The following is a 24,723-nucleotide window of genomic DNA, read 5'->3' as shown; positions in this document are numbered from 1 at the left end:
AAATCTCGATCATGTCCGGGACCTGGCTAGTGAGCCATCGGCTTGTCGGCACCGGCGGCGGGACGTCCGGAGCGGAGCAAGAAGGCCAGGACAGCGCCGGCCAGGACAACGCATCCGGTCACGACGAACGCGTGGCTGTAGGCCTGCGCCTGGACCTGGTTAGAGAGCTCTTGCCACAACGGGATCAGCCCGGACTGTCCTTGTTGCTGCATCTCCACGATGCGCGGGTCGGCGTTGGCGCCGCTGCCGATCAGTAGCCCGGAGCGGTCGGCCCAGAACTGAGCCCGGTCCGCGGTCACCATCGCGGTGATCATGGCCAACCCGAGCGCGGAGCTGACCCGCTGAGCGAGGGTATTGAACGCATTACCAGCGCCGGAGAACTCACTGGGAAGCGAGGACAGCCCGCCAGTCATGATCGGCATCATGGCCAGCCCCAGCCCGGCCGCCATCACAATCGTGCCTAGTCTCAGTTCACCGCGAGGGATATCGACGTTGAGCCTTGACAGCATCAAGATCCCGCTCCCGGTGAGCGCGAGCCCGATGGTCGCCAGCCAGCGAGCTCCGAACTTGTCGTAGAGCGCGCCGGCGAACGGCATGAGCACTCCCATCACCAACCCTTGCGGCAGCAAGACCAGGCCGGCGTCGAACGCACTCAAGCTTTGAATGTTTTGCAGGAACAAGGGGATGTAGAACATCACCACGAACAGTCCGAACATCATCGCCGCGATGAGCAACAGCGAGTTGACAAATGGCCAGATCTTGAACACTCGCACATCAAGCATGGGGTGTTTGACCTGCAGCTCAACCGCAACGAACAGAGCCAACAGATTAATCGCCGCCGCGAACAGGATAAGAATGGGGTAACTGGTCCAGCCCCAGCTTGTGCCCTCCTCCAGTGCCAGCAGGAGCGCGAACAGGGCGCTGGCGATGCAGGAGAACCCGACCAGGTCGAACGGTCTGTCCCGCTCGGCGGGAATTTTCGTCAGTACAACCAAACCCGCGATCGCACCAAGAATTCCAATCGGCAGGTTGATGTAGAAGATCGCCCGCCAGTCGACGTAATCGATAAGGTAGCCGCCCAGTGCCGGTCCGATAGCGGGAGCGACCACGACGCCCACGCCGTACAACCCCATCGCCGCGCCCATCTTCTCCCTGGGTACGATTCGAAAGAGAATCGTCTGGCAGATCACCGGCATGATTCCACCCGGTATGGCCTGCACAATCCGAAAAGCGATCAAACTGTCCAGACCGCCAGCCAGGCCGCACAACGCGGAAGCCGCCGTGAACAGGACCAGCGCCCAGATATACACCCGCTTGAGCCCGAACCGAGCACCTAGCCAGGCGCTGGCCGGCACCACGACGCCCTCGGTCAAGCTGTAGACGGTGCTGATCCACTGGACCCGCTCGGTGCTGGCCCCGAAGTCTTTCTGCATCGACGGCAGGGCGATGTTGACGATGCTGGTGTCCAGGACCGACATGAACACCCCGGCGATCAGGACTACGAGCGGCAGCCCCCAACCCCTCGCCGCCGCCGGCGCCGGCGTCGTCGTCGGCCGTGGCGGCTCGGATGGCGGCGGCGTCGGCGGGGGCTGGGATGGCGGCGGAAGGCAGTCGCTCGGCGCGGTCGAGACCTCCTCGGTCGCCGTTCCCTCGGGACCGCCGGAGGCCCGCGTCAGGAACTCGGACACGGTCGTGGTGTCGGCCTGGTCGGCGGGCATCAGTTCCATGCGGCCAAGAGTGCGCTAACAGACTGCCAGTGCGCCATAGAGTACGAAAAAGTAGCTTATTAGCTACATCACTGTACTCAGAGGCTAAAAAGGAGGCTAGAGTGCGGACATGCTCGACAACCAGGCCTCCCTAGGAGCACGCGGCGCCCAGGACACCGCCCCGCCCATCAGGCAGCGCCGCAAGCGCGGCGACGAGCTCCGCGCCGCGATCCACACAGCCGTACTCGACGAGCTACGGGAACACGGCTTCGCCGCGCTGACCATGGACGCGGTTGCGGCCCGAGCCCACACCGGCAAAACCACGCTCTACCGGTACTGGCCCAGCAAGATCGACCTGGTCGTTGATGCGGCGGAGTCCTCGATGTCGCGGATCGACCCTCCCGACGACGACGGCGACCTGCGCGGACAGCTCCTGGCGGTGCTGCGGCACGTGGCCGACGACCTCGGAGGCCCCGTCGGTCAGGCGGTACGCCACCTGATCGCCGAACTCGTACAGTCACCGGAACTCACCCGGACCATCCGCCCCTTCATGGTCGACCCAGTCCTCCCGCCGATCCTGGAGGTCCTGCGGCGCGCCGCGGTACGAGGACAGATCCCGGTGGCCGCCCTCATCCCCCGCGTAGCCGGAGTCGGTCCCGACATGCTCAGGGCGCATGTCCTCATCAACCCAACCCCCATCCCCGACTCCGTCGTGGTGGAGATCGTCGATCTCGTACTCCTGCCCCTCCTTCGCGGCTACCGCGAGGCCCCGACCGGACAGAACACGTAGCGCGCGGAGCTCGACCCGTTCGTCGCGGGCATGCGCGAGCGCAGCGCCGATTTTGGCTGGACATAGCCGGACACAGCAACAAGGCCCGCGACCCGGGTTTCCCCTGGTCGAGGGCCTTGATTGTGTTGGTCAGCTGGCTGGCCCGGGTGGTGCCCCCGGCAGGATTCGAACCTGCGCTCCCGCCTCCGGAGGGCGGTGCTCTATCCCCTGAGCTACGGGGGCCAGCCGCGATTGCGACGTCGTCAGCCTAGCGCACTGATCCCGGCACCCAGCGGCGGGCTACCCAGGGGGGAGCGTGCTGGCACCCCGGGCCGCCAGCAGCTGCCGCAGGTACTGGCTCTCGGCGGTCTGCGAGGTGAGCATCTGGCTGGCCAGGTTGCGCACCTCCGGGTTCTGGGCGGCCCGCGCGGCGTAGTCGAGCATGCCGGCGCCGCCTTCGTGATGGCGCAGCATGAGTTGCAGGAACTGCACGTCCATCGCCGGGCCGGTGCTGCTGGTGAGCTGGCGAAGCTCCTGGTCGGACGCCATCCCGGGCATCCGGGACACGCCTGCACCGGTGGTCGACCCCGTCGTCGTGTGCCCGCCGGCCATGCCCGGCATCCCGGCCATCCCGGCCGGCATCCAGCGCATATAGGCGCCGGGCGGCTGGGTGCTCGCTCCCCACAGGCCGAGCCAACCCTGCATGTAGCCGATCTGGCGGCTCTGCCCGGACTCCATGTCGAACGAGAGCTGGCGCAGCTCCGGGTCGGTCGTGTGGTCGCGCTCCCAGGTGGCCATCCGGACGGCCTGCTCGTGGTGCACGCTCATGTCCTGCGCGAAGCCGACGTCCACCGAGTCCGGCCCCGGCACCGCCGCTGCGGACGACCCTGGCAACCCGATCAACATGCCGGCGGCCGCCCCGACCAGCAGCAGCGCCACCGCACCACCGGCGAGCAACAGGTACCGGACCCAGCCCGGCGAGCGGGGGGCCGCGGCCGCGTCCACCGCGCCCTGACCGACCGCGCCCTGATCCACCGCGCCCTGATCCACCGCGCGACCGACGGACGCCCCGCCGCGAAGGGTCATCCGCTCCCGCCCGGCGTCGGGCCGGTCAGCTGCTCACCCTTCGCTGCCGGGGCTCCGGCACCGAGCTCCGGCACCGCGCCCGGTCCCGGCGGGCTGGGGTCGAACGGCGGCGGGTTGCTGGGGTCGAACTGGCCGGGGCCGAGCGCGTCGCAGCTGGCGCCGACCTCGGGGTAGGCGTACTGGTTGCGCCGCAGGGCCTGGATGAACTGGTCGATCCGAGGGTCGGCGGCGTCGACCACCTTGAGCTGATGCCCCCAGGACTGCAGCGAGATCGGCTGGTCCAGCCCGGGGTACGGCGACATCAGGGTGTAGGGCTTGCCGTCTGCCCTGGCGCGCAGCGAGGTCAGCGCCTCACCCGTCACCCGCTCGGGGTCGTAGGCGATCCAGACCGCCCCGTGCTCCAGTGCGTGCACCATGTTCTCGTTGCGCACCGCGGTCGGGTAGACCACGCCGGTGCAGGCCGCCCAGTTGTAGTCGTGCGCGCCACCGAACGGCGGGAAGTGGGTATAGGCCACCCGCTGGGTCGGGGTCACGTGCTGGCCGGCCGGAAAGGTGGCCTCCACGACCCCGGGGATGGTCTTCGCCGGGTCCTGGTTGTTGGCGGACGGCGTGTACGGCGCGAGCGCGCCGGCCTTCTGCTGTTGTTGATGATTCTGGTAGAAGACATAGCCGAAGACGGCAGCGGCGAACACCACCACGGCGACGACGGCGGCGATGGTGCCCCAGGGGGTCGCTTTCGCGGATACGACCGGGGCGCGCTTGTTCCGTCCGGCCTTGCTGTTCTTCCCGCTGGCCATGAACCGTTCCTCGGTCGTCGGAGGTGACTTCGTCGCGGCCAGTCTACGGAGCGGCCGTCGAGGGGTTCGGGGCCCCGGCGGTCGCCGCGGCGGGAGGTGCTCATCACCCACCAGCCAGGTACGGGACCGCACATTAGACTCCGCCGGGTGACCCCCACCGATCTCGCCGCGCTGGTCCGTGCCGCCGCGACCGATGTGCTCACCGGTCGCGGTCTCGGCACCGACGCGGTCCCAGTGGAGATCGACATCAGCCGGCCGCGGAATCCGGCGCACGGCGACTACGCCACCTCGGTGGCACTGCGCGCCGCGAAGCGGGTCGGGGTGCCGCCGCGCGAGCTGGCCGGCTGGTTGGTCGACGACCTGGGCGCCCGGGCCGGCATCGCGACCGCCGAGGTGGCCGGGCCCGGCTTCGTCAACCTGCGCCTCGCCGCGGCGGCGCGGGGTGCGCTGGTCGGCGAGGTACTCGCGGCCGGGCGGCGCTACGGGGCCGATCCCGCGGCGGTCGAGGCACTGCGCGGCGAGGCGGCCGACCTGGTCCGGGACGATGCTCCGGTGCGGGTCAGCACGCCGGCCGCGGCCGGGACCGGCGCGACTGTGTCGACGACTGTGTCGACGACTGTGCGGACGACTGTGGCGACCGTGGGCGAGCTGGTCCGCGCGGTCGGGGTGGATGCCGCGCGGTACGCGGTGCTGCGTAGTTCGGGTGCCAGTTCGGGTGTCACGGTGCTCGATCTCGCCGCGCTGACCGTCCACACCAGCGACAATCCGGTGCACCATGTGCAGTACGCGCACGCCCGGTTGTGCTCGCTGGCCCGCAACGCCGTCGAACTTCGGATGACCCCGGGCCGACGGTACGAACTGCTCGACCGCCCCCGCGAGGGCGAACTGATCCGCACCCTCGGCGAGTACCCGGACGTGGTACGCACCGCCGCTGACCTGCGCGAGCCACATCGGGTGGCGCGCTTCCTGGAGACCATGGCCACCGTGTACCACCGCTTCGACGAATCCTGCCGGGTGCTACCGATGGGCGACGAACCGATCACCGAACCACACCGGGCCCGGCTGGCGCTGGCCTCGGCCGCCCGGCAGGTGCTGGCCAACGGGCTGGACCTGCTCGGCGTGAGCGCACCGGAGCGGATGTGAGGGCGCATCCCGCCGGCCCCCGCCACGCTGACGTCGCGCACCTGGCGGAGAGTGCCGGACCCCGCCCCGACGAGGCCGCCGCGCTGGACGAGCTGGCCGCCGCGGTGTGGCCGCGAAACGCCAAGCGCGGCCCGGACGGCGCGGTGCGGATCGCCGGCGTCGACGTACGCGACCTCGCCGCCGAGTACGGCACCCCCCTGTTCGTGCTGGACGAGGCCGACTTCCGGTCCCGCTGCGCGGAGTTCGCCGCCGCCTACGGTGACCCGGCCGCCGTCCACTACGCGGCGAAGGCGTTCCTGTGCACCGAGGTGGCCGGTTGGGTCGCCGCCGAGGGGCTGTCGCTGGACGTGTGCAGCGGCGGCGAGCTGGCCATCGCGCTGCGTGCCGGGTTCCCGGCCGCCCGGATCGCCATGCACGGCAACAACAAGTCCGAGGCCGAGCTGGTCACCGGTGTCGAGGCCGGGGTGGGCACCGTGGTGCTCGACTCGTTCTACGAGATCGCCCGGCTGGACCAGATCGCCCGCGACCGGGGCGTCCGCCAGCCGGTCATGGTGCGGGTGACCGTCGGGGTGGAGGCACACACCCACGAGTTCATCGCCACCGCGCACGAGGACCAGAAGTTCGGCTTCTCGCTCGCCGGCCCCGAGTCCGACGCGGCGGAGGCGGTGCGCCGGGTACTCAAGTCCGACGGCCTGGAGCTGATCGGCCTGCACAGCCACATCGGCTCGCAGATCTTCGACTCGGACGGGTTCGAGGTGGCCGCGCGCCGGGTGGTGGGGCTGCTCGCCGAGCTGCACGCCGAGCACGGCACGGGCGCGCTGGAGTCGCTGACCACGCTGGACCTCGGCGGCGGGCTCGGCATCGCCTACCTGCCCGACGACGACCCGCCACCGGTGGCGCGGCTGGCCGGCGAGCTGATCGACATCGTCGGCAAGGAGTGCGCCGCCGCCGGCCTGGACATGCCCCGGATCGTGGTCGAGCCCGGTCGGGCCATCGCCGGCCCTGGCACCGTCACGGTGTACGAGGTGGGCACCCTCAAGGACGTACCGCTTGGCCACGGTGCGGGTCGGCGCTACGTCAGCGTGGACGGCGGGATGAGCGACAACATCCGCACCGCGCTCTACGACGCCCGCTACGACTGCCGGGTGGTGTCCCGCACGGCGGCCGAATCAGCTGCCGATGCGCTGCCCGCCGTGCTCTCCCGCGTGGTCGGCAAGCACTGCGAGTCCGGTGACGTACTGGTGCAGGACTGCTGGCTGGCCGCCGACCTGGCACCGGGCGACCTGCTCGCGGTGGCCGCCACCGGCGCCTACTGCTACGCGATGGCCAGCTCGTACAACCGGCTGCCCCGCCCGGCGGTGGTCGCGGTGCGCGACGGCGCACACCGGGTGCTGCTGCGCCGCGAGACGGTGGACGACCTGTTCCGGCTGGAGGTTTCGCCGTGAGTCCCTCGGACGGGCTCGAGGTGCCGAGTGTGGTGCGGGGCGAGCGCACAGCACAGATCATGCCGAACCAGGCGGCGCCGGTGCGGGTGGCGCTGCTGGGCTGCGGCACGGTCGGGCGCGAGGTGATGCGGCTGCTCTCCGAGCAGGCCGGTGAGCTGGCCGCCCGGGTCGGCGCCCCGGTGGAGATCGTCGGGGTGGCGGTCCGCCGGGCGCACAAGCACCCGGAGGTGCCCGCCGAGCTGCTCACCACGGACGCGTACGGGCTGGTCAACCGGCACGACGTGGACGTGGTCGTCGAGGTGATCGGCGGCATCGACCCGGCCCGGGGGCTGCTCCTGGACGCGCTCAAGGCCGGCAAGGGGGTGGTCACCGCGAACAAGGCGCTGCTCGCCGAGGACGGTGCCACCCTGGCCGAGGCCGCCGACGCGTCCGGCGCCGACCTCTACTACGAGGCGTCGGTGGCCGGCGCGATCCCGCTGCTGCGCCCGCTGCGCGAGTCGCTGGCCGGCGACAAGATCACCCGGGTGGCCGGCATCGTCAACGGCACCACCAACTACATCCTGTCCGCGATGGCGTCGGCCGGCACCGGGTACCGCGAGGCGCTGGACGAGGCGACCGAGCTCGGGTACGCCGAGGCGGACCCGAGCGCCGACGTCGACGGGTTCGACGCACAGGCGAAGGCCGCCATCCTCGCCTCGCTGGCGTTCCACACCCGGGTCTCGGCGACGGACGTGTACTGCGAGGGGATCAGCGCGGTGACCGCCGCGGACATCGCCGCCGCCGAGGCGCTGGGCTGCACGGTGAAGCTGCTGGCGATCTGCGAGCGGGTGTCCGTGCCGACGGCGGACGGCGGTGTCACCGAGTCGGTATCGGCCAGGGTGTACCCGGCGATGATCCCGCTCAGCCACCCGCTGGCGTCGGTCAGCGAGGCGTACAACGCGGTGTTCGTGGAGGCCGAGGCGGCCGGGCAGCTGATGTTCTACGGGCAGGGCGCCGGCGGCGCACCGACCGCGAGCGCGGTGCTGGGCGACCTCGTCGCGGTGGCCCGCAACCGGGTCGCCGGCGGGCGGGGGCCGAGGGAGTCGGCGCACGCCGACCTACCGGTGCAGCCGATGGGCCGCACGCCGACGCGCTACCACATCAGTCTGGACGTGGACGACCGTGCGGGCGTGCTGGCCACGATCGCCGGACTTTTCGCCCGGCACGAGGTGAGTATTGCCACAGTGCGCCAGGAAACCGCGCCCACCGGGTTCGCCAAGGGAACCGGCGCCCGGCTGGTCATCGTCACCCATGCCGCGCCGGACGCCGCGCTGGCGGCTACCGTGGCCGCGCTCGGTGAGCTGGACGAGGTACTCGGCGTCGACCGGGTGCTGCGAGTGGAAAATCTGGGCCGACCGGTGAGCGCTTTGGGAGTGACGTGATGCAGGCTGCGGCGCGAGGTCTGAGCCCGGCCCCGATCAGTGCACCGTGGCGCTGGCCAGGGGTGATCGAGGCGTATCGGAAGCGAATGCCGATCGAGCCGGACTGGGAGGTGGTGACGCTCGGCGAGGGCGGCACCCCGCTGCTGCCGGCGCCGCACCTGTCCGACCGGGTGGGCGCCACCGTCTACCTCAAGGTGGACGGGGCGAACCCGACCGGCTCGTTCAAGGACCGCGGCATGACGGTCGCGGTCACCGTCGCGCTCGCCAAGGGCGCCCAGGGCGTGCTCTGCGCGTCCACCGGCAACACCTCGGCATCGGCTGCCGCCTACGCCGCCCGCGCCGGTCTGACCTGCGCGGTTCTGATCCCACAGGGCAAGATCGCGCTGGGCAAACTGGCCCAGGCGGTGGCGCACGGCGCCAAGATCCTGCAGATCGACGGCAACTTCGACGACTGCCTCGAGCTGGCCCGCAAGACCGCCGCCGACTATCCGGTGACGGCGTTGGTGAACTCGGTGAACCCGACCCGGATCGCCGGTCAGGCCAGCGCCGCGTACGAGGTCTGCGACGAGCTCGGGCGCGCCCCCGACGTCCACTGCCTACCGGTCGGCAACGCCGGCAACATCACCGCGTACTGGAAGGGCTACCGCGCCTATCACTCCGATGGGCTAATTTCACAGCTGCCCCGGATGTTCGGGTTCCAGGCCGCCGGTGCGGCCCCGCTGGTGCACGGGGAGCCGGTGCTGCACCCGGAAACCATCGCCACCGCGATCCGGATCGGTGCGCCGGCGTCCTGGGCCGGCGCGGTGGCCGCCAGGGACGAGTCGAACGGGCTCTTCGCGGCGGTCACCGACGACGAGATCCTGGACGCCTACCGGCTGCTCTCGGCCCGTGAGGCGGTCTTCGTGGAGCCCGCCTCGGCGGCGAGCGTGGCCGGGTTGTTGCAGGTCAGCGCCGCGGGAAAGCTCTCGGCGGACAGTCTGGTGGTGTGCACGGTGACCGGGCACGGGCTGAAGGACCCGGACACCGCGCTGCTCGCCGCACCCGATCCGGTGGTGGTGGCGAAGGACCCGGTCGCGGTCGCCGGCGCGCTCGGGCTCGGATGAGCGATCCGTCGATGCGAAACGACTCCGTGCTGTCCGGTGTGCTGCCGGGCGGTCGGCCGTGAGCGGGTACCGGGAGGTCCGGGTGAGGGTGCCCGCATCCTCGGCGAACCTCGGCCCCGGGTTCGACACCCTCGGCCTGGCGCTGGGCCGCTACGACGAGATCGAAGCCAGCACGGCGGACGACGGTCTGGTCGTCGAGGTCGTCGGCGAGGGTGCCGGCGGGGTGCCGCTGGACGAGGGGCACCTGGTGGTGCGGGCGATGCGGGCGGCCTTCAAGGCGTTCGGCGACACACCGCCGGGACTGCGACTGCGCTGCACCAACGAGATCCCGCACGGCCGGGGGCTGGGTTCCTCGGCGGCGGCGTCGGTGGCCGGCGCGGTCGCCGCCGCGGCACTGCTGGGCCGTGACGTGGAGCTGGAACGCGAGTTGTTGCTGCAGGTGGCGGCGATGATGGACGGTCACGCCGACAACGCGGCGGCCAGCCTGCTCGGCGGTTTTGTGGTGGCCTGGAAGTACCGCGGGAATAACGGGGACGGCTACGGCGCTGCACGACTTGAGCCCCACGTGGAGCTACAACCGGTGGCCCTGATCCCCTCGGTGGAGTCATCGACCGCGGTGACCCGGCAACTGCTTCCCGACAAGGTTCCGCTGGCTGACGCCGCGTTCACCGCGAGTCGGACAGCGTTGGGAGTGTGCGCCTTCACCTCACGGCCGGAACTGATGTTCGCGGCCACCGAGGACCGACTGCATCAGCCGTACCGGCGACCGGCCTATCCCGAGTCGCTGGATCTGATGGAACGGTTGCGCGAACACGGAGTTCCGGCGGTGATCTCTGGCGCCGGGCCGACCGTGTTGGCGCTTCTCACCGGCGGCGAGCTACCGCTCGACCTGGTCGGATCGTCTTTCGCGGTCACCCCGCTGGAGGTCGATCGGCACGGCGCGGTGGTGCAGACCGGGTGATTTGGTCGGCTGAGCGGGTGGCGCGCCGATGCGCGTTGTTGCCGGCTGGCGAGCTTTTGTCTACTCTCGGCGGCGTACAACGACCGCGCGTGATCCGCGCCGGTACACTCCCGAGCTGAAACCGGGTTTGATCTCTTTCCACGTTTGGCTGCGCGAAGGCGCGGGAAAACGCCGGTACATGATCATCGACCTGGTCGTTGTCCACCGTATCTGTCGGCGCGAGCGGTGATGGGCCGCCACCGCGTTTCGACTGGGTCGTCCCTGCACACCGTACGGACGACAAATCCGCTGATCAGAGCAAGAGCACTGGTCGGTTAGGAAGGATCTTTGTGAGCGACACCGACACCATCAGCACCGAGCAGCCGACGGGCGAAGACGCCGCGTCGGCCGGTGCACCCGCCGCCGACACGGCGGCAGACAGCGGCCCCGCCAACGGCACGCCCACTCGACGGCGTGCCGGCCTGACCGGAATGGTCCTGGCCGAGCTGCGACAGCTTGCCGGAGAGCTGAAAATCTCCGGCACCGAAGGATTGCGCAAGGGTGACCTGATCAGCGCGATCAAGGAAGCACAGGCCAGTTCGGGCGGCGCCGGTCGGCGCCCGTCCGCGACGCGCCAGGAGCAGCTTCCGCTGTCCGAACAGGACAGAGAGGCCCGCCCGGCCCGCGCGGCGAGGTCCGCGCGCAACGGCTCGGCCACGGCGAGCGGCACATCCGCCGCCGGCGACGCCCCGGTCGCCGAGCAGGCCGCCCCGGCTGCCGAGGCTTCGGCCGCCGCCGAGGCGCCCACCCGCACCCGCCGCAGGCGCAGCGCGTCCCGTCCCGCGGGATCGCCGGACGCGACCCCCGGGGCCGCGACCGACAGCCCCACCGTGGTGACTCCCAGCACGGCCACCAGCACGGCCCCCGCCGCCGTCTCCAGCACGGCCCCCAGCACGGTCGACGCCACGGCGCCGAGCAACGACTCGGCCGCCCGCAACGAGGTGGCCGCCGGCAACGACGCCCCGGACCGCAGGGCGAGTGATCGCCGGGACTCGAACGACCGCCGGGACTCGAACGACCGCAGGACCAGCGACGACGCACCGAGGGCCGCCGACGCCGGCGGTTCCAACGACTCGCGCCGCGACTCCGGCGACCAGGACTCCGGCGAGGGCCGTGGCCGTGGCCGGAGCAGCTCCGACGGCGGCAACCGCCAGCAGGACGGTCGGGACGGCGGCAACAACCGCGGTCGTGACGGCGGTAACAACCGCAATCAGGACAACCGCAACCAGAACCGCCAGCAGGACAACCGCCAGCAGGACAATCGCCAGCAGGACAGCCGTCAGCAGGACGACGACGACGACGATGACGGCACCGGGCGCGGTCGGCGTGGCCGCCGCTTCCGGGACCGCAACCGGCGTGGCCGCGACAGTGGTGGCAGCAACAACCGCCGCGAAGGCGGCGCCAACAGCGGCCCGGGCGGCATGCCCGACACCGAGGTCCGCGACGACGACGTGCTGCTCCCGGTGGCCGGCATCCTCGACGTGCTGGACAACTACGCGTTCGTGCGCACCTCGGGCTACCTGTCCGGGCCGAACGACGTGTACGTCTCGCTGTCGATGGTGCGCCGCTACGGCCTGCGCCGCGGTGACAACGTCAGCGGCGCGGTCCGCCAGCCCCGCGACGGTGAGCAGCAGCGGCAGAAGTTCAACCCGCTGGTCCGGGTGGACACGATCAACGGGCTCGACCCCGAGCAGGCCAAGAACCGGCCGGAGTTCACCAAGCTCACCCCGCTGTACCCGAACGACCGCCTCCGCCTGGAGACCGAGTCGTCCAAGCTGACCACCCGGGTGATCGACCTGGTGATGCCCATCGGCAAGGGCCAGCGTGCACTGATCGTCAGCCCGCCGAAGGCCGGCAAGACGATGATCCTCCAGGCCATCGCCAATGCCATCACCACGAACAACCCGGAATGCCACCTCATGGTCGTGCTCGTCGACGAGCGGCCCGAGGAGGTCACCGACATGCAGCGTTCGGTGAAGGGTGAGGTCATCGCCTCCACCTTCGACCGCCCGCCGTCGGACCACACCACGGTTGCCGAGCTGTCCATCGAGCGGGCCAAGCGGCTCGTCGAGATGGGTCACGACGTCGTCGTGCTGCTCGACTCGATCACGCGGCTGGGCCGGGCCTACAACCTGGCGGCGCCGGCATCCGGCCGGATCCTGTCCGGTGGTGTCGACTCCACCGCCCTCTACCCGCCGAAGCGGTTCCTCGGCGCGGCGCGCAACATCGAGGACGGCGGCTCGCTGACCATCTTCGCCACCGCGCTGGTGGAGACCGGGTCCACGATGGACACGGTCATCTTCGAGGAGTTCAAGGGCACCGGTAACGCCGAGCTCAAGCTGGACCGGCGGATCGCCGACAAGCGGGTCTTCCCCGCGATCGACATCGACGCCTCCGGTACGCGCAAGGAGGAGCTGCTGCTGGCTCCCGACGAGATGGCGGTCACCGTCAAGCTCCGCCGGGTGCTGTCCGCCCTGGACGACCAGCAGGCACTCGACCTGGTGCTCACCCAGCTCCGCAAGACCCGCACCAACATCGAGTTCCTGATGCAGGTCGCCAAGAACACGCCCAACCAGGACGACAACCACTAGGAAGTCGCCCGGGAACATCGGTGGGGCAGTGTGTGTTGAACGCACTGTCCCACCGCTTTTCGCGCAGTGGCACACTGTGTGTAGGACATTCGGCTCCGGTTCACTCCTCCCCAACAGGGCGGGAGACCCGGCGGCCACTGAGAGAGGAATGCACGTGAGGACTGGAATTCACCCCGATTACGTCGCCACCCAGGTCACCTGTAGCTGTGGCAACGCGTTCGAGACCCACAGCACCAAGAAGAGCGGTGACATCCGCGTCGAGGTCTGCTCCAACTGCCACCCGTTCTACACCGGCAAGCAGAAGATCATGGACGCCGGTGGCCGCGTGGCCCGTTTCGAGAAGCGGTACGGCCGGCGCGACAAGACCGCCGCCGCCAAGTAGCTACTCCGAAGCGCCCGGCTGGGCCCTGTTCCGACGGGGCCCGGTACCGGGCGCTTCGTCATGTTCGAGTCGTGCACGACCCAGCACAGGGAGGCAAGCGGTGAGTACGTCGACTGAGCCCAGCGCGTCCGGGCTGAACGCACTGCTCGCCGAGTACGCCGACCTCGAGCGGCGCCTCGCCGACCCGGCGGTGCACACCGACGCCGCGGTGGCGCGCTCGCTGGGCCGTCGATACGCCCAGATCGGCCCGATCGTGCGCACGTCGCACGAGTTGACCAGCACCCGGGAAGACCTGGCCACCGCGCGTGAGCTGGCCGGGGAGGACGCCGGCTTCGCGGTCGAGGCCGAAGAGCTCGCCGAGCGGGTGGACGTGCTGGAGCGCAAGCTCGCCGAGCTGTTGGTACCCCGTGACCCGCGCGACGGCGACGACGTGGTGCTGGAGGTCAAGGCCGGCGCAGGCGGCGAGGAGTCCGCGCTGTTCGCCGGCGACCTGCTGCGGATGTACCAGCGCTACGCGGAGCGGCGGGGTTGGAAGACCGAGGTGCTCGGCGGCACCGACTCCGACCTGGGCGGCTTCAAGGACGTCACGATGTCCGTGCGCGGCCGGGCCAGCGACGGCGCGGACGGGGTGTGGTCGCGGCTGAAGTACGAGGGCGGCGTGCACCGGGTGCAGCGGGTCCCGGTCACCGAGTCACAGGGGCGGATCCACACCTCGGCGGCCGGCGTACTGGTCTACCCGGAGGTCGAGGAGGCCGCCGACGTCGAGATCGACGAGCGCGACCTGCGGGTCGACGTGTTCCGCTCGTCCGGGCACGGCGGCCAGAGCGTGAACACCACGGACTCGGCGGTCCGCATCACGCACCTGCCGACCGGCGTCGTGGTCTCCTGCCAGAATGAGCGTTCCCAGCTGCAGAACCGGGCGCGTGCGATGGACGTGCTGCGGTTCCGGCTGCAGGCGCTGGCGGACGAAGAACGCGCGGCGGCCGCCTCAGCCGACCGCCGCTCGCAGGTCCGCACGATGGACCGCTCGGAGCGCGTGCGCACCTACAACTACCCGGAGAACCGGATCGCCGACCACCGGGTCAACTACAAGGCGCACAACCTGGACGCGGTGCTCGACGGCGACCTCGACGAGATGGTCGACGCCCTGATCGCCGCCGACCGGGCCGAGTCCCTGGCCAGCTGACCCCCGCTTCCGGCGGCACAGACCTGGTGCAGGCCGCACAGCCTGTACACGGTCTGTGCGGCCCGCGGCCGGTCTGTGCCGCCGGAGGTGAGCGGCCGGCGGGTCAGACGTCGGCGGCGTACGGGGGCGCCGGTTCGTACTGGATGTAGCGCTGGGTGGTCCTGGCGTGGGCCACCGAGTGCAGCTGTCCGACCAGCCACAACGCCATGTCGATGCCGGCCGACACACCCTGGCTGCTGACCACCTGCCCGTCCCGAACCCAGCGCGCGTCGCGCACCACGGTGGCCCCGCGCCGCTCCAGCTCGTCCTCGAAGCTCCAGTGGGTGGCCAGCCGGCGCCCGTCGGCGACCCCCGCGGTGTGCAGCAGCAGCGAGCCGGTGCACACGCTGGTCGTCCACCGGGCCGAGGCGGACACCTTGGCCAGCCAGCTCAGCAGCGCGGGGTTCTCCGCCTCCCGCCGGGTGCCCTGGCCGCCGGGCACCAGCACCACGTCCAGCGCCGGGTGGTCGTCGAAGGTGGCATCCGGGAGCACCCGAAGGCCCTTCGCGCAGCGCACCGGGTCGAGGCTGCCGGCGATCAGCAGGGCGCGGTCCGGCTGTTCACCGGCACTTTCGCGCAGCATGGCCGAGGCGGTGAACACCTCCCACGGGCCGGCGAAGTCCAGCTCCTCGGCGTCCTGGAAGATCGCCAGGCCAATCGTGTATGCCATGTGCCCTGTATAGGACGTGTTCGGCGGAAGTCCTAGCGTGTTGGCAACCGACGGCAGAGGGAGACGGGTCTGTGTCCGAAATATCCTGGCGGGCGGCGCTCGCCGATGCTGAGCGAGCGCTCGCCTCGGCCGGCGTACCGAGCCCCCGGGTGGACGCCGAGCTGCTCGCCGCACACGTCACCGGGGTGCCCAGATCACGGCTGCTCGGCCTGGCCGGTGCCGGCGCGGCGGTGTTGGCGAGTTTCCGGGAGCTGGTCGAGCGACGGACGACCCGGATTCCGCTGCAGTACCTGCTCGGCACTGCCCCGATGGGCCCGGTGGACGTGGCGGTCGGGCCCGGGGTGTTCGTGCCGAGACTGGAGACCGAGCTGCTGCTGGAGTGGGGACTCGGCGCCATCGCCGGCGCGGGCGCACCGGTCGTGGTGGACCTGTGCACCGGTTCCGGCGCGCTCGCGGCCGCCGTGGCGGTGAGCCGGCCGGATGCCGAGGTGTACGCCGTCGAGCTGGATCCGGCCGCACTGAACTGGGCGCGCAAGAACCTGCCGGACCGGGTGCACCTGGTCCAGGGCGACGTCACCGACAGCGAGCTGCTGCCGGAGCTGCGCGGGCGGGTCGCTCTGGTGCTGGCCAACCCGCCGTACGTCCCCGAGGGCACCCCGGTGCCGCCGGAGGTCGCCGAGCACGATCCGCATCGCGCGGTGTTCGCCGGCCCGGACGGTCTCGAGGTGATCCGCCCGCTGGTGGTGCTGGCGATCCGGTTGCTGCGCCCCGGCGGTGCGCTGGGCATCGAGCACGACGACAGCCACGCCACCGCCGCGCCCGCCGTGCTGGCCGCGCACCCGGAGCTCACCGCCGTCGTGGAGCACCCGGACCTCGCCGGCCGGCCGCGTTTCGTGACGGCTGCCCGCCGCGGGTGACCGCGAGCTCTAAGGTGGCCGGGTGAGTACCTCTTACGACTGCGCGCAACCGGACAGCCGGCTGGACGGACTCGCGGCCGCCGCCGGTGCGGTGCGCGCCGGTCAGCTGGTCGTGCTGCCCACCGACACGGTGTACGGGCTGGGCTGTGACGCGTTCAACGCCGACGCGGTGCGCTCCCTGCTCGCCACGAAGGGCCGGGGCTCCAGCATGCCGGCCCCGGTGCTGGTCGGCTCCTGGACCACGATCGACGGGCTGGTCAGCTCGGTGCCCAGGACGGCCCGCGAGCTGATCGAGGCGTTCTGGCCGGGCGGGCTGTCCCTGGTACTGCCGCACGCGCCGTCGCTGGCCTGGGAGCTGGGCGACACCCGGGGCACCGTGATGCTGCGGATGCCGCTGCACCCGGTGGCGTTGGAGCTGCTGCGCGAGGTCGGCCCGATGGCGGTGTCCAGCGCGAACCGGTCCGGGTCCCCGCCCGCGTCCACCATGGACGACGCGCGGGTGCAGCTCGGCCAGGCGGTGTCGGTCTACCTGGACGGCGGCCCGGCAACCGAGGGCATCGCGTCGACCATCGTCGACCTGACCGGCGCCGAGCCGCGCATCCTGCGTGAGGGCGCGGTGTCCGCCGCCCAGGTCGTCGAGGTACTCGGCCGCGAGGTCCCGGTCGCCGGCTGACACCGGCTCAGTGCTGGAGCGGACGGGTGTCGATCTCGACGCGGCCGTAGCTGCCCGGTGCGCGGAGCGCCAGCAGACCGTTCACCCGGTGCGCCGTCTGCCGCATGCCGATGCCGACGTCGTTCTGCCCCAGCCGCAGCGTCTCCCATCCCAGACCCGCCAGCGTGGTGTCCCGCTCCCGGTCCAGCGCCCAACGGCGGTGGCCGAGGTGCACGGTCCCGTCGTACTCGATCGCCAGCCGGGCGCGCGGGTAGGCCAGATCGACCCGGGCGAGGACGAACCCGTGCTCGTCGGAGACCGGGTACTGCACCTCGGGCCGGGGCAGCCCGGCCAGGACGAGGCCGAGGCGGAGCCGGGTCTCCATCGGTGACTCGGCCCTCGGGTCGGCAAGCTCCACCACCTCGGCCAGTCGCCGGCAGCCCCGGGCCCCGGGCTCGGCGCGCCGGCGTTGCAGCAGGTCGTGCGGGGTGAACGAACCGCCGTGCGCCAGCGCGTCGACCGCCACCGTCGCCTCGGTCACCGCCAGCCGCCGGGCCAGGTCCCACGCGGTGCGCGCCGGCGACGTCACCCGGAGCCCGTCGACCGCGGTGACCTCGGCGGCGGTCACCACACCCCGGCGCACGAGCAGCCCGGGTCGGCCGCGTGCGTCGGACGGCACGAGGACCTCGGCGGGCGCGTGCGCGGGCGCGCAGTCGGCGCCGAGCGCCAGCGCGGCCGAGTAGCCGGCGAGCACGCCGCCGCGGTGGCCGACCACCAGATACGCGGCGCGGCCGAGGACCGCGAGGTCGACGGCCAGGTCGGCGGGGGCGAACACGCCGTGGAATAACCGCTGAAAGCGCGGACCGTACAGCTCGTTGTGGGTCACCAGCCCGGCCAGGAGCGCCTCCGCGCCTCGGAACGGGCCACTCAGCACCGCGCGAATCTACCCCGAGATCGACGAAATTCTGGATTTTCTCCCGGAAAACCAGAACTTCGTCGATCTCGGCGAGTATCGCCGCGCCGGGTACCGGGTAACTGCCGGGTAGCCGGGCCGAGCCCGGGTGCGATGGGCCCCGCAGGTACCGTGCGTCATCGTGAGCACACCGTTCTGGGGGCCTGACTTCCACGAACTCCCGCGGCTCGATCCCGAGCTGGCCCACGCGGTCACGGCAGAGCACGGCACCGAGGCCGGTGGCCGCGAGCTGGCGGCGATCGCCGACGAGGTGTCCACCCCGGTTGCCCGCACACCGGCCCGCCCCCGTGGCTAGCAGTCGTCGATGAGTGTCATCGGGTCGGGCGCCGCGCTGTCGGCCGTTGTGGCGGGCCTGCCACTGTCCGGGCCGGCTGCCGAGGCGCTCGACACGCTGGGCAGTCCCGGCCTGCCGATCCGGGAGTACCTGCTGGTCGGCCTCACCGCCGCGGTGGTGACCTTCCTGCTGACCGGGCTGGTCCGGGTGCTCGCGGTGCGCTTCGGCGCGGTGGCCTGGCCGCGCGGGCGGGACGTGCACGTCAGCCCGACGCCGCGCTGGGGTGGGCTGGCCATGTTCGGCGGGGTGCTCGGCGGCGTCCTGGTGGCCGGGCAGCTGCCCGCGCTGCGGCTGGCGTTCGCCTACTCCTCCGAGGTCACCGGCACGATCGTGGCGGCCGGCCTGCTGGTGCTGGTCGGCGCGTTGGACGACCGGTTCGAGCTGGACGCGATCACCAAGCTGGCCGGTCAGGCCACCGCCGCCGGCGTGCTGGTGCTCTACGGCGTGCAGTGGGCGGTGTTCTGGGTGCCCTGGGGCGGCGGCGCCTACGTGTCGCTCAGCCAGGAGCAGAGCGTGCTGCTCACCGTGTTGCTGTCGGTCGCGCTGGTGAACGGGATGAACTTCGTCGACGGGCTGGACGGGCTGGCCGCCGGCATCGGCTGGGTGGCCGCGTCGGCGACCTGGCTGTTCTCCCTCGGGCTGCTGTACGAGGCGGGCAACGACCCGAACGCCTACACACCGGCGCTGATCGCCGCCCTGCTGGCCGGCGCCTGCTTCGGCTTCCTGCCGCACAACTTCAACCCGGCGCGGATCTTCATGGGCGACTCCGGGTCGATGCTGATCGGGCTGATGCTCGCGGCGGCCACCACCACCGCGTCCGGTCGCATCCCGTTCGCCAGCACCGACGGCAAGGACGTGGTCGGGCTGCTGGCGCCGCTGATCGTGCTGGCCGCGGTGGTGTGCGTACCGCTGCTGGACCTGCTGATGGCCGTGATCCGCCGGACCAGGGCGGGGACCAGCCCGTTCTCCCCGGACAAGATGCACCTGCACCACCGGCTGCTCGAGATCGGCCACTCGCAACGCCGGGCGGTACTGCTGATCTACCTCTGGTCGGCGGTGCTGGCCTTCGGTGCGGTGGCGCTCGCGGTGACCGGCGCCAACACGGTGGTGCTGTGGGGTATCGGGTTCGCGGTGCTGCTCGCGGTGCTGGCCACGGCGGTGCCCCGGCTACGTTCGCGCCGCTCCGCCGATCGGGTGGGTATGCACCACTGAGACGGGCGACGTTTGCTGAGAGATCATCAGACTTCGCCAGTTGTCCATCGCGGGATCATCTGGCGGGCGCCGCCGGGACGGGATTGTGAGCGAGTGTGCTCGAGATCATCAACAAGGGGCTTCGACGCTGGTCAGGGCGCAGGGGGTAGCTGAGCGACGCTGTGGTAGCGTCGCCCCATTCCGGCCGACAGGCTGGGGAGCCGATCGTCAGTGTGGCACAGACCATGGTCAGGGGACCGAGGGCGCCACACGGTAGGGGAGCACGTTTGAGCGATTGTGGCCAGTCGGCCGATCTGAACCACTGACACCGGCGAGCTGAGGGGCGATGGGCAGCGACGGCCCTGAGTTGGGCGACCTACTCGGGATGGGCGCAGGTATCGCGGGGTGTCTCGTTGTCGGGTTCGGAGTTGGTTGGCTAGTCGATCACGCACTGGGTCTGTTCCCGGTGTTAGCGCTGGTCGGCTTGCTACTGGGCATCATCGCCGCATGCTTCTACGTGTACGGCCAGTTCAAAAAATTCATGTGATCAAGCTCTACTTGTAGATCGACAACCGCGACATGAGGAGACAGCGCACGTGATCCTCGGCGCACCGACGATGGTGCCCCCCGTCAACCGGCGGACCCTTCGCAGGACGTTGGTCTGGGCCGCTGTGGCCGGGGTGCTCGGCGCCGCGGTCGCGATCTGGTTCGGCCAGCCGCTCGCCGCGCTGCTCGGCTGGGTCGGCCTCGGTCTCGGCGCGTTCAACGCCCGGATGGCGCAGGTCTCCGTGGCGCGCTACTCCGACCGGGGCGAGTTCAGCAAGGGTCGCTTCGCGATCAGCGTGCTCGGCCGCCTCGGTGTGATCACGGTCATCGCACTAGGCTGCGCCGTGTTGCTCCGCCCGGCGGGCCTCGCGGTCTTCGCGGGCCTTGCCGTCTTCCAACTTCTCACCATCGTGAGCGCCATGCTGCCGCTGGTCAAGGAGATCCGACAGTCATGACTGGTTACCAAATCAACGACCTAGCCTCGGGTCAGCTGGTGCTGGCCGCCGAGCAGATCGAGCCGGGTCACCACCCGACCGCCCAGCTGTTCGGGCTGACGTTCAACACCGACACGATACTGAGCACGGTGATCGCCGGTGTGATCCTTCTCGCGCTCGGGCTCTACATGGCGCGCAAGGCGTCCGCCGGCAAGCCGAGCAAGCTGCAGCTGATCTTCGAGATGCTCGTCGAATGGGTGCAGGGTCAGGTCAACGAGCAGATGGGGGTGCGTGCGCCGAAGGGCGTCGTGCAGCTCTGCGTCACCCTCTTCGCGTTCATCCTGATCTCCAACTGGCTGGCCGCGCTGCCCACCGAGCCCGTCGCGCCGCCGCCCACCTCGGACGTCAACCTGGTCTACCCGATGGCCCTGCTGGTGATCATCTCGGTGAACGTGGTGAGCTGGCGGCGCAAGGGTGCCAAGCACTACTTCGGCCACTTCGCCAAGCCGTACGCATTCCTCGCGCCGATCGAGATCGTGACCCAGTTCTTCGGGCGTCCGGTCTCGCTGGCGCTGCGGCTCTGGGGCAACATCTTCGCTGGCGGCCTGATGGTCATGGTGATCGGCCAGATGCCGGCGTACGTGCTCTGGTTGCCGAACGCGGCCTGGAAGCTGTTCGACATGTTCATCGGTGCGCTGCAGGCACTGATCTTCAGCCTGCTGACGATCATCTACTTCGGTGAAGCAGTCGGCGAAGAGGATGAAGCGGCCGCGCACTAGTCCGCGCGCCGTTCGCTGTGCTCCCCACAACCACACACTTGTCACATAGAAAACGAGGAGAGTCATGAGTCTGACCAACCAGCTGCTCGCCCAGGGCTCAGCGGCGGGCGAACTGAAGTTGGCCGGTGCATTCATCGGCGGTGGCCTTGCCCTGGCCGGTGGCGCTATCGGCGCGGCGATCGGTGACGGCCTGGCCGGCGCGGCCACAATTCAGGGTGTCGCCCGCCAGCCGGAGGCCCGCGGCCGGCTGAACACCATCATGTTCCTGATCATCGGTCTGGTCGAGGGCATGTACTTCATCAACCTGGCCTTCATGGCGCTGTTCGTGTTCGTGCTCGGCGCCCAGTGATCCCAGCCGGCCCTGTGACGATCGTGGGGAGACCCTGATGCGAACCACCGTCCTGGCAGCGGACAACTTCCTGCTGCCGAACGGCACCATCATCGCCGAGCTGGTTGCGTTCCTGATCATCCTGTTCGTGCTGTGGAAGTACGTCGTTCCGCCGCTGAACAAGTCCCTGCAGGCCCGCCAGGACATGGTCCAGAAGCAGGTCGAGGACTCGGAAGAGGCCAGCCGCAAGCTGAAGGGCGCCGAGGAGCGCTACGACCAGGCGCTGGCCGAGGCCCGCACCGAGGCCGCCAAGATCCGTGACGGCGCCCGTGCGGACGGCGAGCGGATCCGCGAGGAGCTGCGCGAGCAGGCCACCGCGGAGGTCGAGCGCATTCGGCAGCGTGGCGAGGAGCAGTTGGCCGCCCAGCGCGACCAGGTGGTCCGGCAGCTGCGCAGTGAGCTCGGCGGCCTGTCCATCCAGCTCGCCGAGCAGCTCGTCGGCCACGAGCTGTCCGACGACGCGAGCAAGCGCTCGACCGTCGACCGGTTCCTGGCCCAGCTGGACGAGATGCCCGCCAAGGAGTCCGGCAGCGCGGCAGCGCCGGCGACCGCCGAGAGCAGCGCCGGCGGAACGAGCATCAGCAGCGGTGGGGCCAGCTGATGGCTCTGCAGCTGCAGGCGGCGAGCCGCGAGTCGCTCGCCGAGGCGGAGGCCCGGCTGGACAGCCGGGTCGACTCGGCGTCGGTCACCGAGCTGCGGACCCTCGGCGAGCAGCTGTTCGCCGTGATGCGCCTGCTGCTCGGCGAGCCGACGCTGCGCCGGCACCTGGCGGACTCGTCGGTGCCGGCGTCGAGCCGGTCCCACCTGGCCGACCAGCTGTTCAGCGAACAGCTCGACCGCCCCGCCCTGGACACCGTCTCGGACCTGGTGTCCGGTCGCTGGTCGCGGCCGGTCGACCTGGTCGAGGCCCTCGAGGTACTGGCCCGGCGGGCCACCCTCGCGGTGGCGGAGAAGGACGGCACCCTCGAGGACGTCGAGGACGAGCTGTTCCGGTTCGGCCGGATCCTGGACCGTGAGCCCGAGCTGACCTCGCTGCTCGCCGACCCCGCCACCCCGGCGGACGGCCGGGTGGCGCTGCTCGACAAGGTGCTCGAGGGCACCGGCCGCAGCCGGGTCAGCCCGGTGACGAAGGCGCTGCTCGAGCAGACGGTTCGTACCCCGCGCGGCCGCAGCCTCGACCTCGCGGCGGAGGAGCTGGCCGAACTGGCAGCCGCCCGCCGTGACCGGTACGTGGCACACGTGGGCGCACCGGTGGCGCTGACCGTGCAGCAGGAGCAGCAGCTGACCGACTCGCTGAGCAGGCTGTACGGCCGGCGGATAGCGCTGCAGATCGAGCTGGACCCGTCGCTACTGGGCGGCCTCGTGGTCCGCGTCGGTGACGAGGTCATCGACGGCAGCGTGGTCAACCGGTTGCGCACGGCGAAGCGATCCCTGCCCAAATAGCAGGCGACTCCCCGCCCCGACGAGACGTAGATTTTCTCCGCAGAGAAGGAATCGAGAACATGGCAGAGCTGACGATCTCCTCGGACGAGATCCGGAGCGCGATCGCGAGCTACGTCTCGTCGCTGGAGACCGAGACCTCGCGTGAAGAGGTGGGCACTGTCGCCGACACCGGTGACGGCATCGCCCACGTCGAGGGGCTGCCCTCGGCAATGACGAACGAGCTGCTCGAGTTCGAGGGCGGCGTGCTCGGTGTGGCGCTGAACCTCGACGTGCGCGAGATCGGCGCCGTCATCCTCGGCCCGTACGGCGGGCTCGAGGAAGGCCAGCAGGTCAAGCGGACCGGCGAGGTGCTCTCGGTGCCGGTCGGCGACGGCTTCCTCGGTCGCGTGGTCGACCCGCTGGGCGCCCCGATCGACGGGCACGGCGACATCGAGGCCGAGGAGGAGCGCATCCTCGAGCTGCAGGCCGCCTCGGTGGTCGAGCGGCAGAGCGTGAGCGAGCCGCTGCAGACCGGGATCAAGGCGATCGACGCCATGACCCCGATCGGCCGCGGCCAGCGCCAGCTGATCATCGGCGACCGCAAGACCGGCAAGACGGCGGTCTGCGTCGACACGATCATCAACCAGAAGGGCAACTGGGACAGCGGCGACCCGCAGAAGCAGGTCCGCTGCATCTACGTCGCCATCGGTCAGAAGGGCTCCACGATCGCCGGCGTGCGCCAGGCGCTCGAGGACGCCGGTGCGCTGGCGTACACCACCATCGTGGCGGCCCCGGCCTCGGACCCGGCCGGCTTCAAGTGGCTCGCCCCCTACACCGGTTCGGCCATCGGCCAGCACTGGATGTACCAGGGCAAGCACGTCCTGATCGTCTTCGACGACCTGTCCAAGCAGGCCGAGGCGTACCGCGCGATCTCGCTTCTGCTGCGCCGCCCGCCGGGCCGTGAGGCATACCCGGGCGACGTCTTCTACTTGCACTCCCGGCTGCTGGAGCGTTGCGCGAAGCTCTCCGACGAGCTGGGTGCCGGCTCGATGACCGGTCTGCCGATCATCGAGACCAAGGCGAACGACGTGTCCGCCTACATCCCGACCAACGTCATCTCGATCACCGACGGCCAGGTCTTCCTGGAGTCCGACCTGTTCAACCAGGGTGTCCGGCCGGCCATCAACGTCGGTATCTCGGTCTCCCGGGTCGGCGGCGCCGCGCAGATCAAGGCGATGAAGTCGGTGTCCGGCTCGCTGCGGCTGGACCTGTCGCAGTACCGCGAGCTGGAGGCCTTCGCCGCCTTCGGTTCCGACCTGGACGCCGCCTCGGCGGCCGCGCTGGGCCGGGGCAGCCGGCTGGTCGAGCTGCTCAAGCAGGGCCAGTACGCGCCGGTCCCGGTCGAGGAGCAGGTCGTCTCGATCTTCCTCGGCACCCAGGGCCACCTGGACTCGGTGCCGGTGTCCGACATCGGCCGGTTCGAGCGCGACTTCCTGGACCACGTGCGGCGCAACGAGGAAGGCATCCTCGCCGAGATCCGCGATACCGGGAAGCTCTCGGACGACACCGCCGAGCGACTGGCCAATGTGGTGGCAGAATTCAAGAAGCAGTTCACCGCGTCCGACGGCTCCTCCGTGGTGCCGAAGGAGGAGCAGGCCGACGCGATGGACGAGGACAAGGTCGACCGCGAGTCGGTCAAGGTCAACAAGCCGGCTCCGGCCAAGAGCTGATCAGGTAGGCGGCTGAGAA

General features: G+C 70.6%; 25 protein-coding genes and 1 tRNA gene. 20 read left to right on the top strand and 6 right to left on the bottom strand.

Annotated elements, in window-relative coordinates:
• Window positions 1-26: 26 nt before the first annotated feature.
• A complete protein-coding gene (locus ACTXG6_RS44870) occupies window positions 27-1,727 on the bottom strand; it encodes an MDR family MFS transporter (RefSeq protein ID WP_445185380.1) in 1,701 nt (566 codons plus the stop codon).
• A 109-nt stretch (window positions 1,728-1,836) separates the two neighbouring features.
• On the opposite strand from ACTXG6_RS44870, the gene ACTXG6_RS44865 reads away from it, so the two are divergent.
• A complete protein-coding gene (locus ACTXG6_RS44865) occupies window positions 1,837-2,496 on the top strand; it encodes a TetR/AcrR family transcriptional regulator (protein WP_445185379.1) in 660 nt (219 codons plus the stop codon).
• 147 nt (window positions 2,497-2,643) lie between these two features.
• Here ACTXG6_RS44865 and ACTXG6_RS44860 read toward each other — a convergent pair.
• From ACTXG6_RS44860 to ACTXG6_RS44850, 3 genes are all read right to left on the bottom strand, one after another.
• Window positions 2,644-2,718: transfer RNA gene (locus ACTXG6_RS44860), tRNA-Arg, on the bottom strand.
• A 57-nt stretch (window positions 2,719-2,775) separates the two neighbouring features.
• Complete coding sequence (locus ACTXG6_RS44855) at window positions 2,776-3,561, bottom strand: DUF305 domain-containing protein (protein WP_445185378.1); 786 nt, start codon at window positions 3,559-3,561, stop codon at window positions 2,776-2,778.
• Window positions 3,558-4,358: a DUF3105 domain-containing protein gene (locus ACTXG6_RS44850; protein ID WP_445185377.1), complete on the bottom strand. Its 801-nt coding sequence runs from the start codon at window positions 4,356-4,358 to the stop codon at window positions 3,558-3,560. The genes ACTXG6_RS44855 and ACTXG6_RS44850 overlap by 4 nt, the downstream gene beginning before the upstream one ends.
• A 147-nt stretch (window positions 4,359-4,505) precedes the next feature.
• Here ACTXG6_RS44850 and ACTXG6_RS44845 point away from each other — a divergent pair, with 147 nt between their 5' ends.
• The 8 genes from ACTXG6_RS44845 (at window position 4,506) to prfA (ending at window position 14,629) form a co-directional block, all read left to right on the top strand.
• Window positions 4,506-5,501, top strand: a complete 996-nt coding sequence (locus ACTXG6_RS44845; RefSeq protein ID WP_445185376.1) for a DALR anticodon-binding domain-containing protein — start codon at window positions 4,506-4,508, stop codon at window positions 5,499-5,501.
• Entirely contained in the window at window positions 5,498-6,946 is a 1,449-nt protein-coding gene (lysA, locus tag ACTXG6_RS44840) for a diaminopimelate decarboxylase (RefSeq protein ID WP_445185375.1), read from the top strand. Before ACTXG6_RS44845 ends, lysA begins: the two co-directional genes overlap by 4 nt.
• Window positions 6,947-7,005: 59 nt before the next feature.
• Window positions 7,006-8,367, top strand: coding sequence for a homoserine dehydrogenase (locus ACTXG6_RS44835; protein ID WP_445190290.1), 1,362 nt, complete (start codon window positions 7,006-7,008; stop codon window positions 8,365-8,367).
• A complete protein-coding gene (thrC, locus tag ACTXG6_RS44830) occupies window positions 8,367-9,470 on the top strand; it encodes a threonine synthase (protein WP_445185374.1) in 1,104 nt (367 codons plus the stop codon). Before ACTXG6_RS44835 ends, thrC begins: the two co-directional genes overlap by 1 nt.
• Before the next feature lie 82 nt (window positions 9,471-9,552).
• Complete coding sequence (gene thrB / locus ACTXG6_RS44825; protein ID WP_445185373.1) at window positions 9,553-10,431, top strand: homoserine kinase; 879 nt, start codon at window positions 9,553-9,555, stop codon at window positions 10,429-10,431.
• A 470-nt stretch (window positions 10,432-10,901) separates the two neighbouring features.
• Complete coding sequence (rho, locus tag ACTXG6_RS44820) at window positions 10,902-13,061, top strand: transcription termination factor Rho (RefSeq protein ID WP_445190289.1); 2,160 nt, start codon at window positions 10,902-10,904, stop codon at window positions 13,059-13,061.
• Window positions 13,062-13,215: 154 nt separating this feature from the next.
• Window positions 13,216-13,443 (top strand): 50S ribosomal protein L31, encoded by a 228-nt coding sequence (gene rpmE / locus ACTXG6_RS44815; RefSeq protein WP_445185372.1) that lies wholly within the window; start codon window positions 13,216-13,218, stop codon window positions 13,441-13,443.
• Between the two features lie 100 nt (window positions 13,444-13,543).
• Window positions 13,544-14,629, top strand: coding sequence for a peptide chain release factor 1 (prfA, locus tag ACTXG6_RS44810; RefSeq protein ID WP_445185371.1), 1,086 nt, complete (start codon window positions 13,544-13,546; stop codon window positions 14,627-14,629).
• Between the two features lie 103 nt (window positions 14,630-14,732).
• Here the strand turns inward: prfA and ACTXG6_RS44805 are convergent, their stop codons facing one another.
• Window positions 14,733-15,338 carry a DJ-1/PfpI family protein gene (locus ACTXG6_RS44805; RefSeq protein WP_445185370.1) on the bottom strand — a complete coding sequence of 202 codons (606 nt, stop codon included), beginning with the start codon at window positions 15,336-15,338 and terminating at the stop codon, window positions 14,733-14,735.
• 71 nt (window positions 15,339-15,409) lie between these two features.
• On the opposite strand from ACTXG6_RS44805, the gene prmC reads away from it, so the two are divergent.
• Both prmC and ACTXG6_RS44795 read left to right on the top strand, forming a co-directional pair.
• Entirely contained in the window at window positions 15,410-16,255 is an 846-nt protein-coding gene (gene prmC / locus ACTXG6_RS44800; protein ID WP_445185369.1) for a peptide chain release factor N(5)-glutamine methyltransferase, read from the top strand.
• A 22-nt stretch (window positions 16,256-16,277) separates the two neighbouring features.
• Complete coding sequence (locus ACTXG6_RS44795; RefSeq protein ID WP_445185368.1) at window positions 16,278-16,928, top strand: L-threonylcarbamoyladenylate synthase; 651 nt, start codon at window positions 16,278-16,280, stop codon at window positions 16,926-16,928.
• Window positions 16,929-16,935: 7 nt separating this feature from the next.
• Here ACTXG6_RS44795 and ACTXG6_RS44790 read toward each other — a convergent pair whose 3' ends face one another.
• Window positions 16,936-17,841, bottom strand: a complete 906-nt coding sequence (locus ACTXG6_RS44790; protein ID WP_445185367.1) for an endonuclease domain-containing protein — start codon at window positions 17,839-17,841, stop codon at window positions 16,936-16,938.
• A 160-nt stretch (window positions 17,842-18,001) separates the two neighbouring features.
• On the opposite strand from ACTXG6_RS44790, the gene ACTXG6_RS44785 reads away from it, so the two are divergent.
• The 9 genes from ACTXG6_RS44785 to atpA all read left to right on the top strand — a co-directional run bounded on the left by ACTXG6_RS44785 (window position 18,002) and on the right by atpA (window position 24,704).
• On the top strand, window positions 18,002-18,175 hold the full coding sequence (locus tag ACTXG6_RS44785; RefSeq protein ID WP_445185366.1) for a hypothetical protein: 174 nt from the start codon (window positions 18,002-18,004) through the stop codon (window positions 18,173-18,175).
• Between the two features lie 9 nt (window positions 18,176-18,184).
• A complete protein-coding gene (locus ACTXG6_RS44780) occupies window positions 18,185-19,426 on the top strand; it encodes a glycosyltransferase family 4 protein (RefSeq protein ID WP_445185365.1) in 1,242 nt (413 codons plus the stop codon).
• Between the two features lie 325 nt (window positions 19,427-19,751).
• Window positions 19,752-19,952, top strand: a complete 201-nt coding sequence (locus tag ACTXG6_RS44775) for an AtpZ/AtpI family protein (RefSeq protein ID WP_445185364.1) — start codon at window positions 19,752-19,754, stop codon at window positions 19,950-19,952.
• A gap of 49 nt (window positions 19,953-20,001) precedes the next feature.
• Window positions 20,002-20,406 carry a hypothetical protein gene (locus tag ACTXG6_RS44770; protein WP_445185363.1) on the top strand — a complete coding sequence of 135 codons (405 nt, stop codon included), beginning with the start codon at window positions 20,002-20,004 and terminating at the stop codon, window positions 20,404-20,406.
• Window positions 20,403-21,164: a F0F1 ATP synthase subunit A gene (atpB, locus tag ACTXG6_RS44765; RefSeq protein ID WP_445185362.1), complete on the top strand. Its 762-nt coding sequence runs from the start codon at window positions 20,403-20,405 to the stop codon at window positions 21,162-21,164. The genes ACTXG6_RS44770 and atpB overlap by 4 nt, the downstream gene beginning before the upstream one ends.
• A 64-nt stretch (window positions 21,165-21,228) precedes the next feature.
• Window positions 21,229-21,513, top strand: a complete 285-nt coding sequence (atpE, locus tag ACTXG6_RS44760; RefSeq protein ID WP_445185361.1) for an ATP synthase F0 subunit C — start codon at window positions 21,229-21,231, stop codon at window positions 21,511-21,513.
• Window positions 21,514-21,550: 37 nt separating this feature from the next.
• Window positions 21,551-22,153, top strand: a complete 603-nt coding sequence (locus ACTXG6_RS44755; RefSeq protein ID WP_445185360.1) for a F0F1 ATP synthase subunit B — start codon at window positions 21,551-21,553, stop codon at window positions 22,151-22,153.
• Window positions 22,153-22,995, top strand: a complete 843-nt coding sequence (locus ACTXG6_RS44750) for a F0F1 ATP synthase subunit delta (protein ID WP_445185359.1) — start codon at window positions 22,153-22,155, stop codon at window positions 22,993-22,995. The genes ACTXG6_RS44755 and ACTXG6_RS44750 overlap by 1 nt, the downstream gene beginning before the upstream one ends.
• A 59-nt stretch (window positions 22,996-23,054) precedes the next feature.
• A complete protein-coding gene (gene atpA, locus ACTXG6_RS44745; RefSeq protein ID WP_445185358.1) occupies window positions 23,055-24,704 on the top strand; it encodes a F0F1 ATP synthase subunit alpha in 1,650 nt (549 codons plus the stop codon).
• The last annotated feature ends 19 nt before the right edge of the window (window positions 24,705-24,723 follow it).

Source organism: Pseudonocardia sp. Cha107L01, assembly GCF_052566575.1.
This window is presented reverse-complemented; position numbering and strand designations above follow the sequence as displayed.

What these genes read in the sequence shown, in the direction of transcription:
- ACTXG6_RS44870 (WP_445185380.1), bottom strand. Translation starts at nt 1,727, where the DNA reads ATGGAACTGATGCCCGCCGACCAGGCCGACACCACGACCGTGTCCGAG.
- ACTXG6_RS44865 (WP_445185379.1), top strand. Translation starts at nt 1,837, where the DNA reads ATGCTCGACAACCAGGCCTCCCTAGGAGCACGCGGCGCCCAGGACACC.
- ACTXG6_RS44855 (WP_445185378.1), bottom strand. Translation starts at nt 3,561, where the DNA reads ATGACCCTTCGCGGCGGGGCGTCCGTCGGTCGCGCGGTGGATCAGGGC.
- ACTXG6_RS44850 (WP_445185377.1), bottom strand. Translation starts at nt 4,358, where the DNA reads ATGGCCAGCGGGAAGAACAGCAAGGCCGGACGGAACAAGCGCGCCCCG.
- ACTXG6_RS44835 (WP_445190290.1), top strand. Translation starts at nt 7,006, where the DNA reads ATGCCGAACCAGGCGGCGCCGGTGCGGGTGGCGCTGCTGGGCTGCGGC.
- thrC (WP_445185374.1), top strand. Translation starts at nt 8,367, where the DNA reads ATGCAGGCTGCGGCGCGAGGTCTGAGCCCGGCCCCGATCAGTGCACCG.
- rho (WP_445190289.1), top strand. Translation starts at nt 10,902, where the DNA reads ATGGTCCTGGCCGAGCTGCGACAGCTTGCCGGAGAGCTGAAAATCTCC.
- ACTXG6_RS44805 (WP_445185370.1), bottom strand. Translation starts at nt 15,338, where the DNA reads ATGGCATACACGATTGGCCTGGCGATCTTCCAGGACGCCGAGGAGCTG.
- ACTXG6_RS44780 (WP_445185365.1), top strand. Translation starts at nt 18,185, where the DNA reads ATGAGTGTCATCGGGTCGGGCGCCGCGCTGTCGGCCGTTGTGGCGGGC.
- ACTXG6_RS44775 (WP_445185364.1), top strand. Translation starts at nt 19,752, where the DNA reads ATGGGCAGCGACGGCCCTGAGTTGGGCGACCTACTCGGGATGGGCGCA.
- atpB (WP_445185362.1), top strand. Translation starts at nt 20,403, where the DNA reads ATGACTGGTTACCAAATCAACGACCTAGCCTCGGGTCAGCTGGTGCTG.
- atpE (WP_445185361.1), top strand. Translation starts at nt 21,229, where the DNA reads ATGAGTCTGACCAACCAGCTGCTCGCCCAGGGCTCAGCGGCGGGCGAA.
- ACTXG6_RS44755 (WP_445185360.1), top strand. Translation starts at nt 21,551, where the DNA reads ATGCGAACCACCGTCCTGGCAGCGGACAACTTCCTGCTGCCGAACGGC.
- ACTXG6_RS44750 (WP_445185359.1), top strand. Translation starts at nt 22,153, where the DNA reads ATGGCTCTGCAGCTGCAGGCGGCGAGCCGCGAGTCGCTCGCCGAGGCG.
- atpA (WP_445185358.1), top strand. Translation starts at nt 23,055, where the DNA reads ATGGCAGAGCTGACGATCTCCTCGGACGAGATCCGGAGCGCGATCGCG.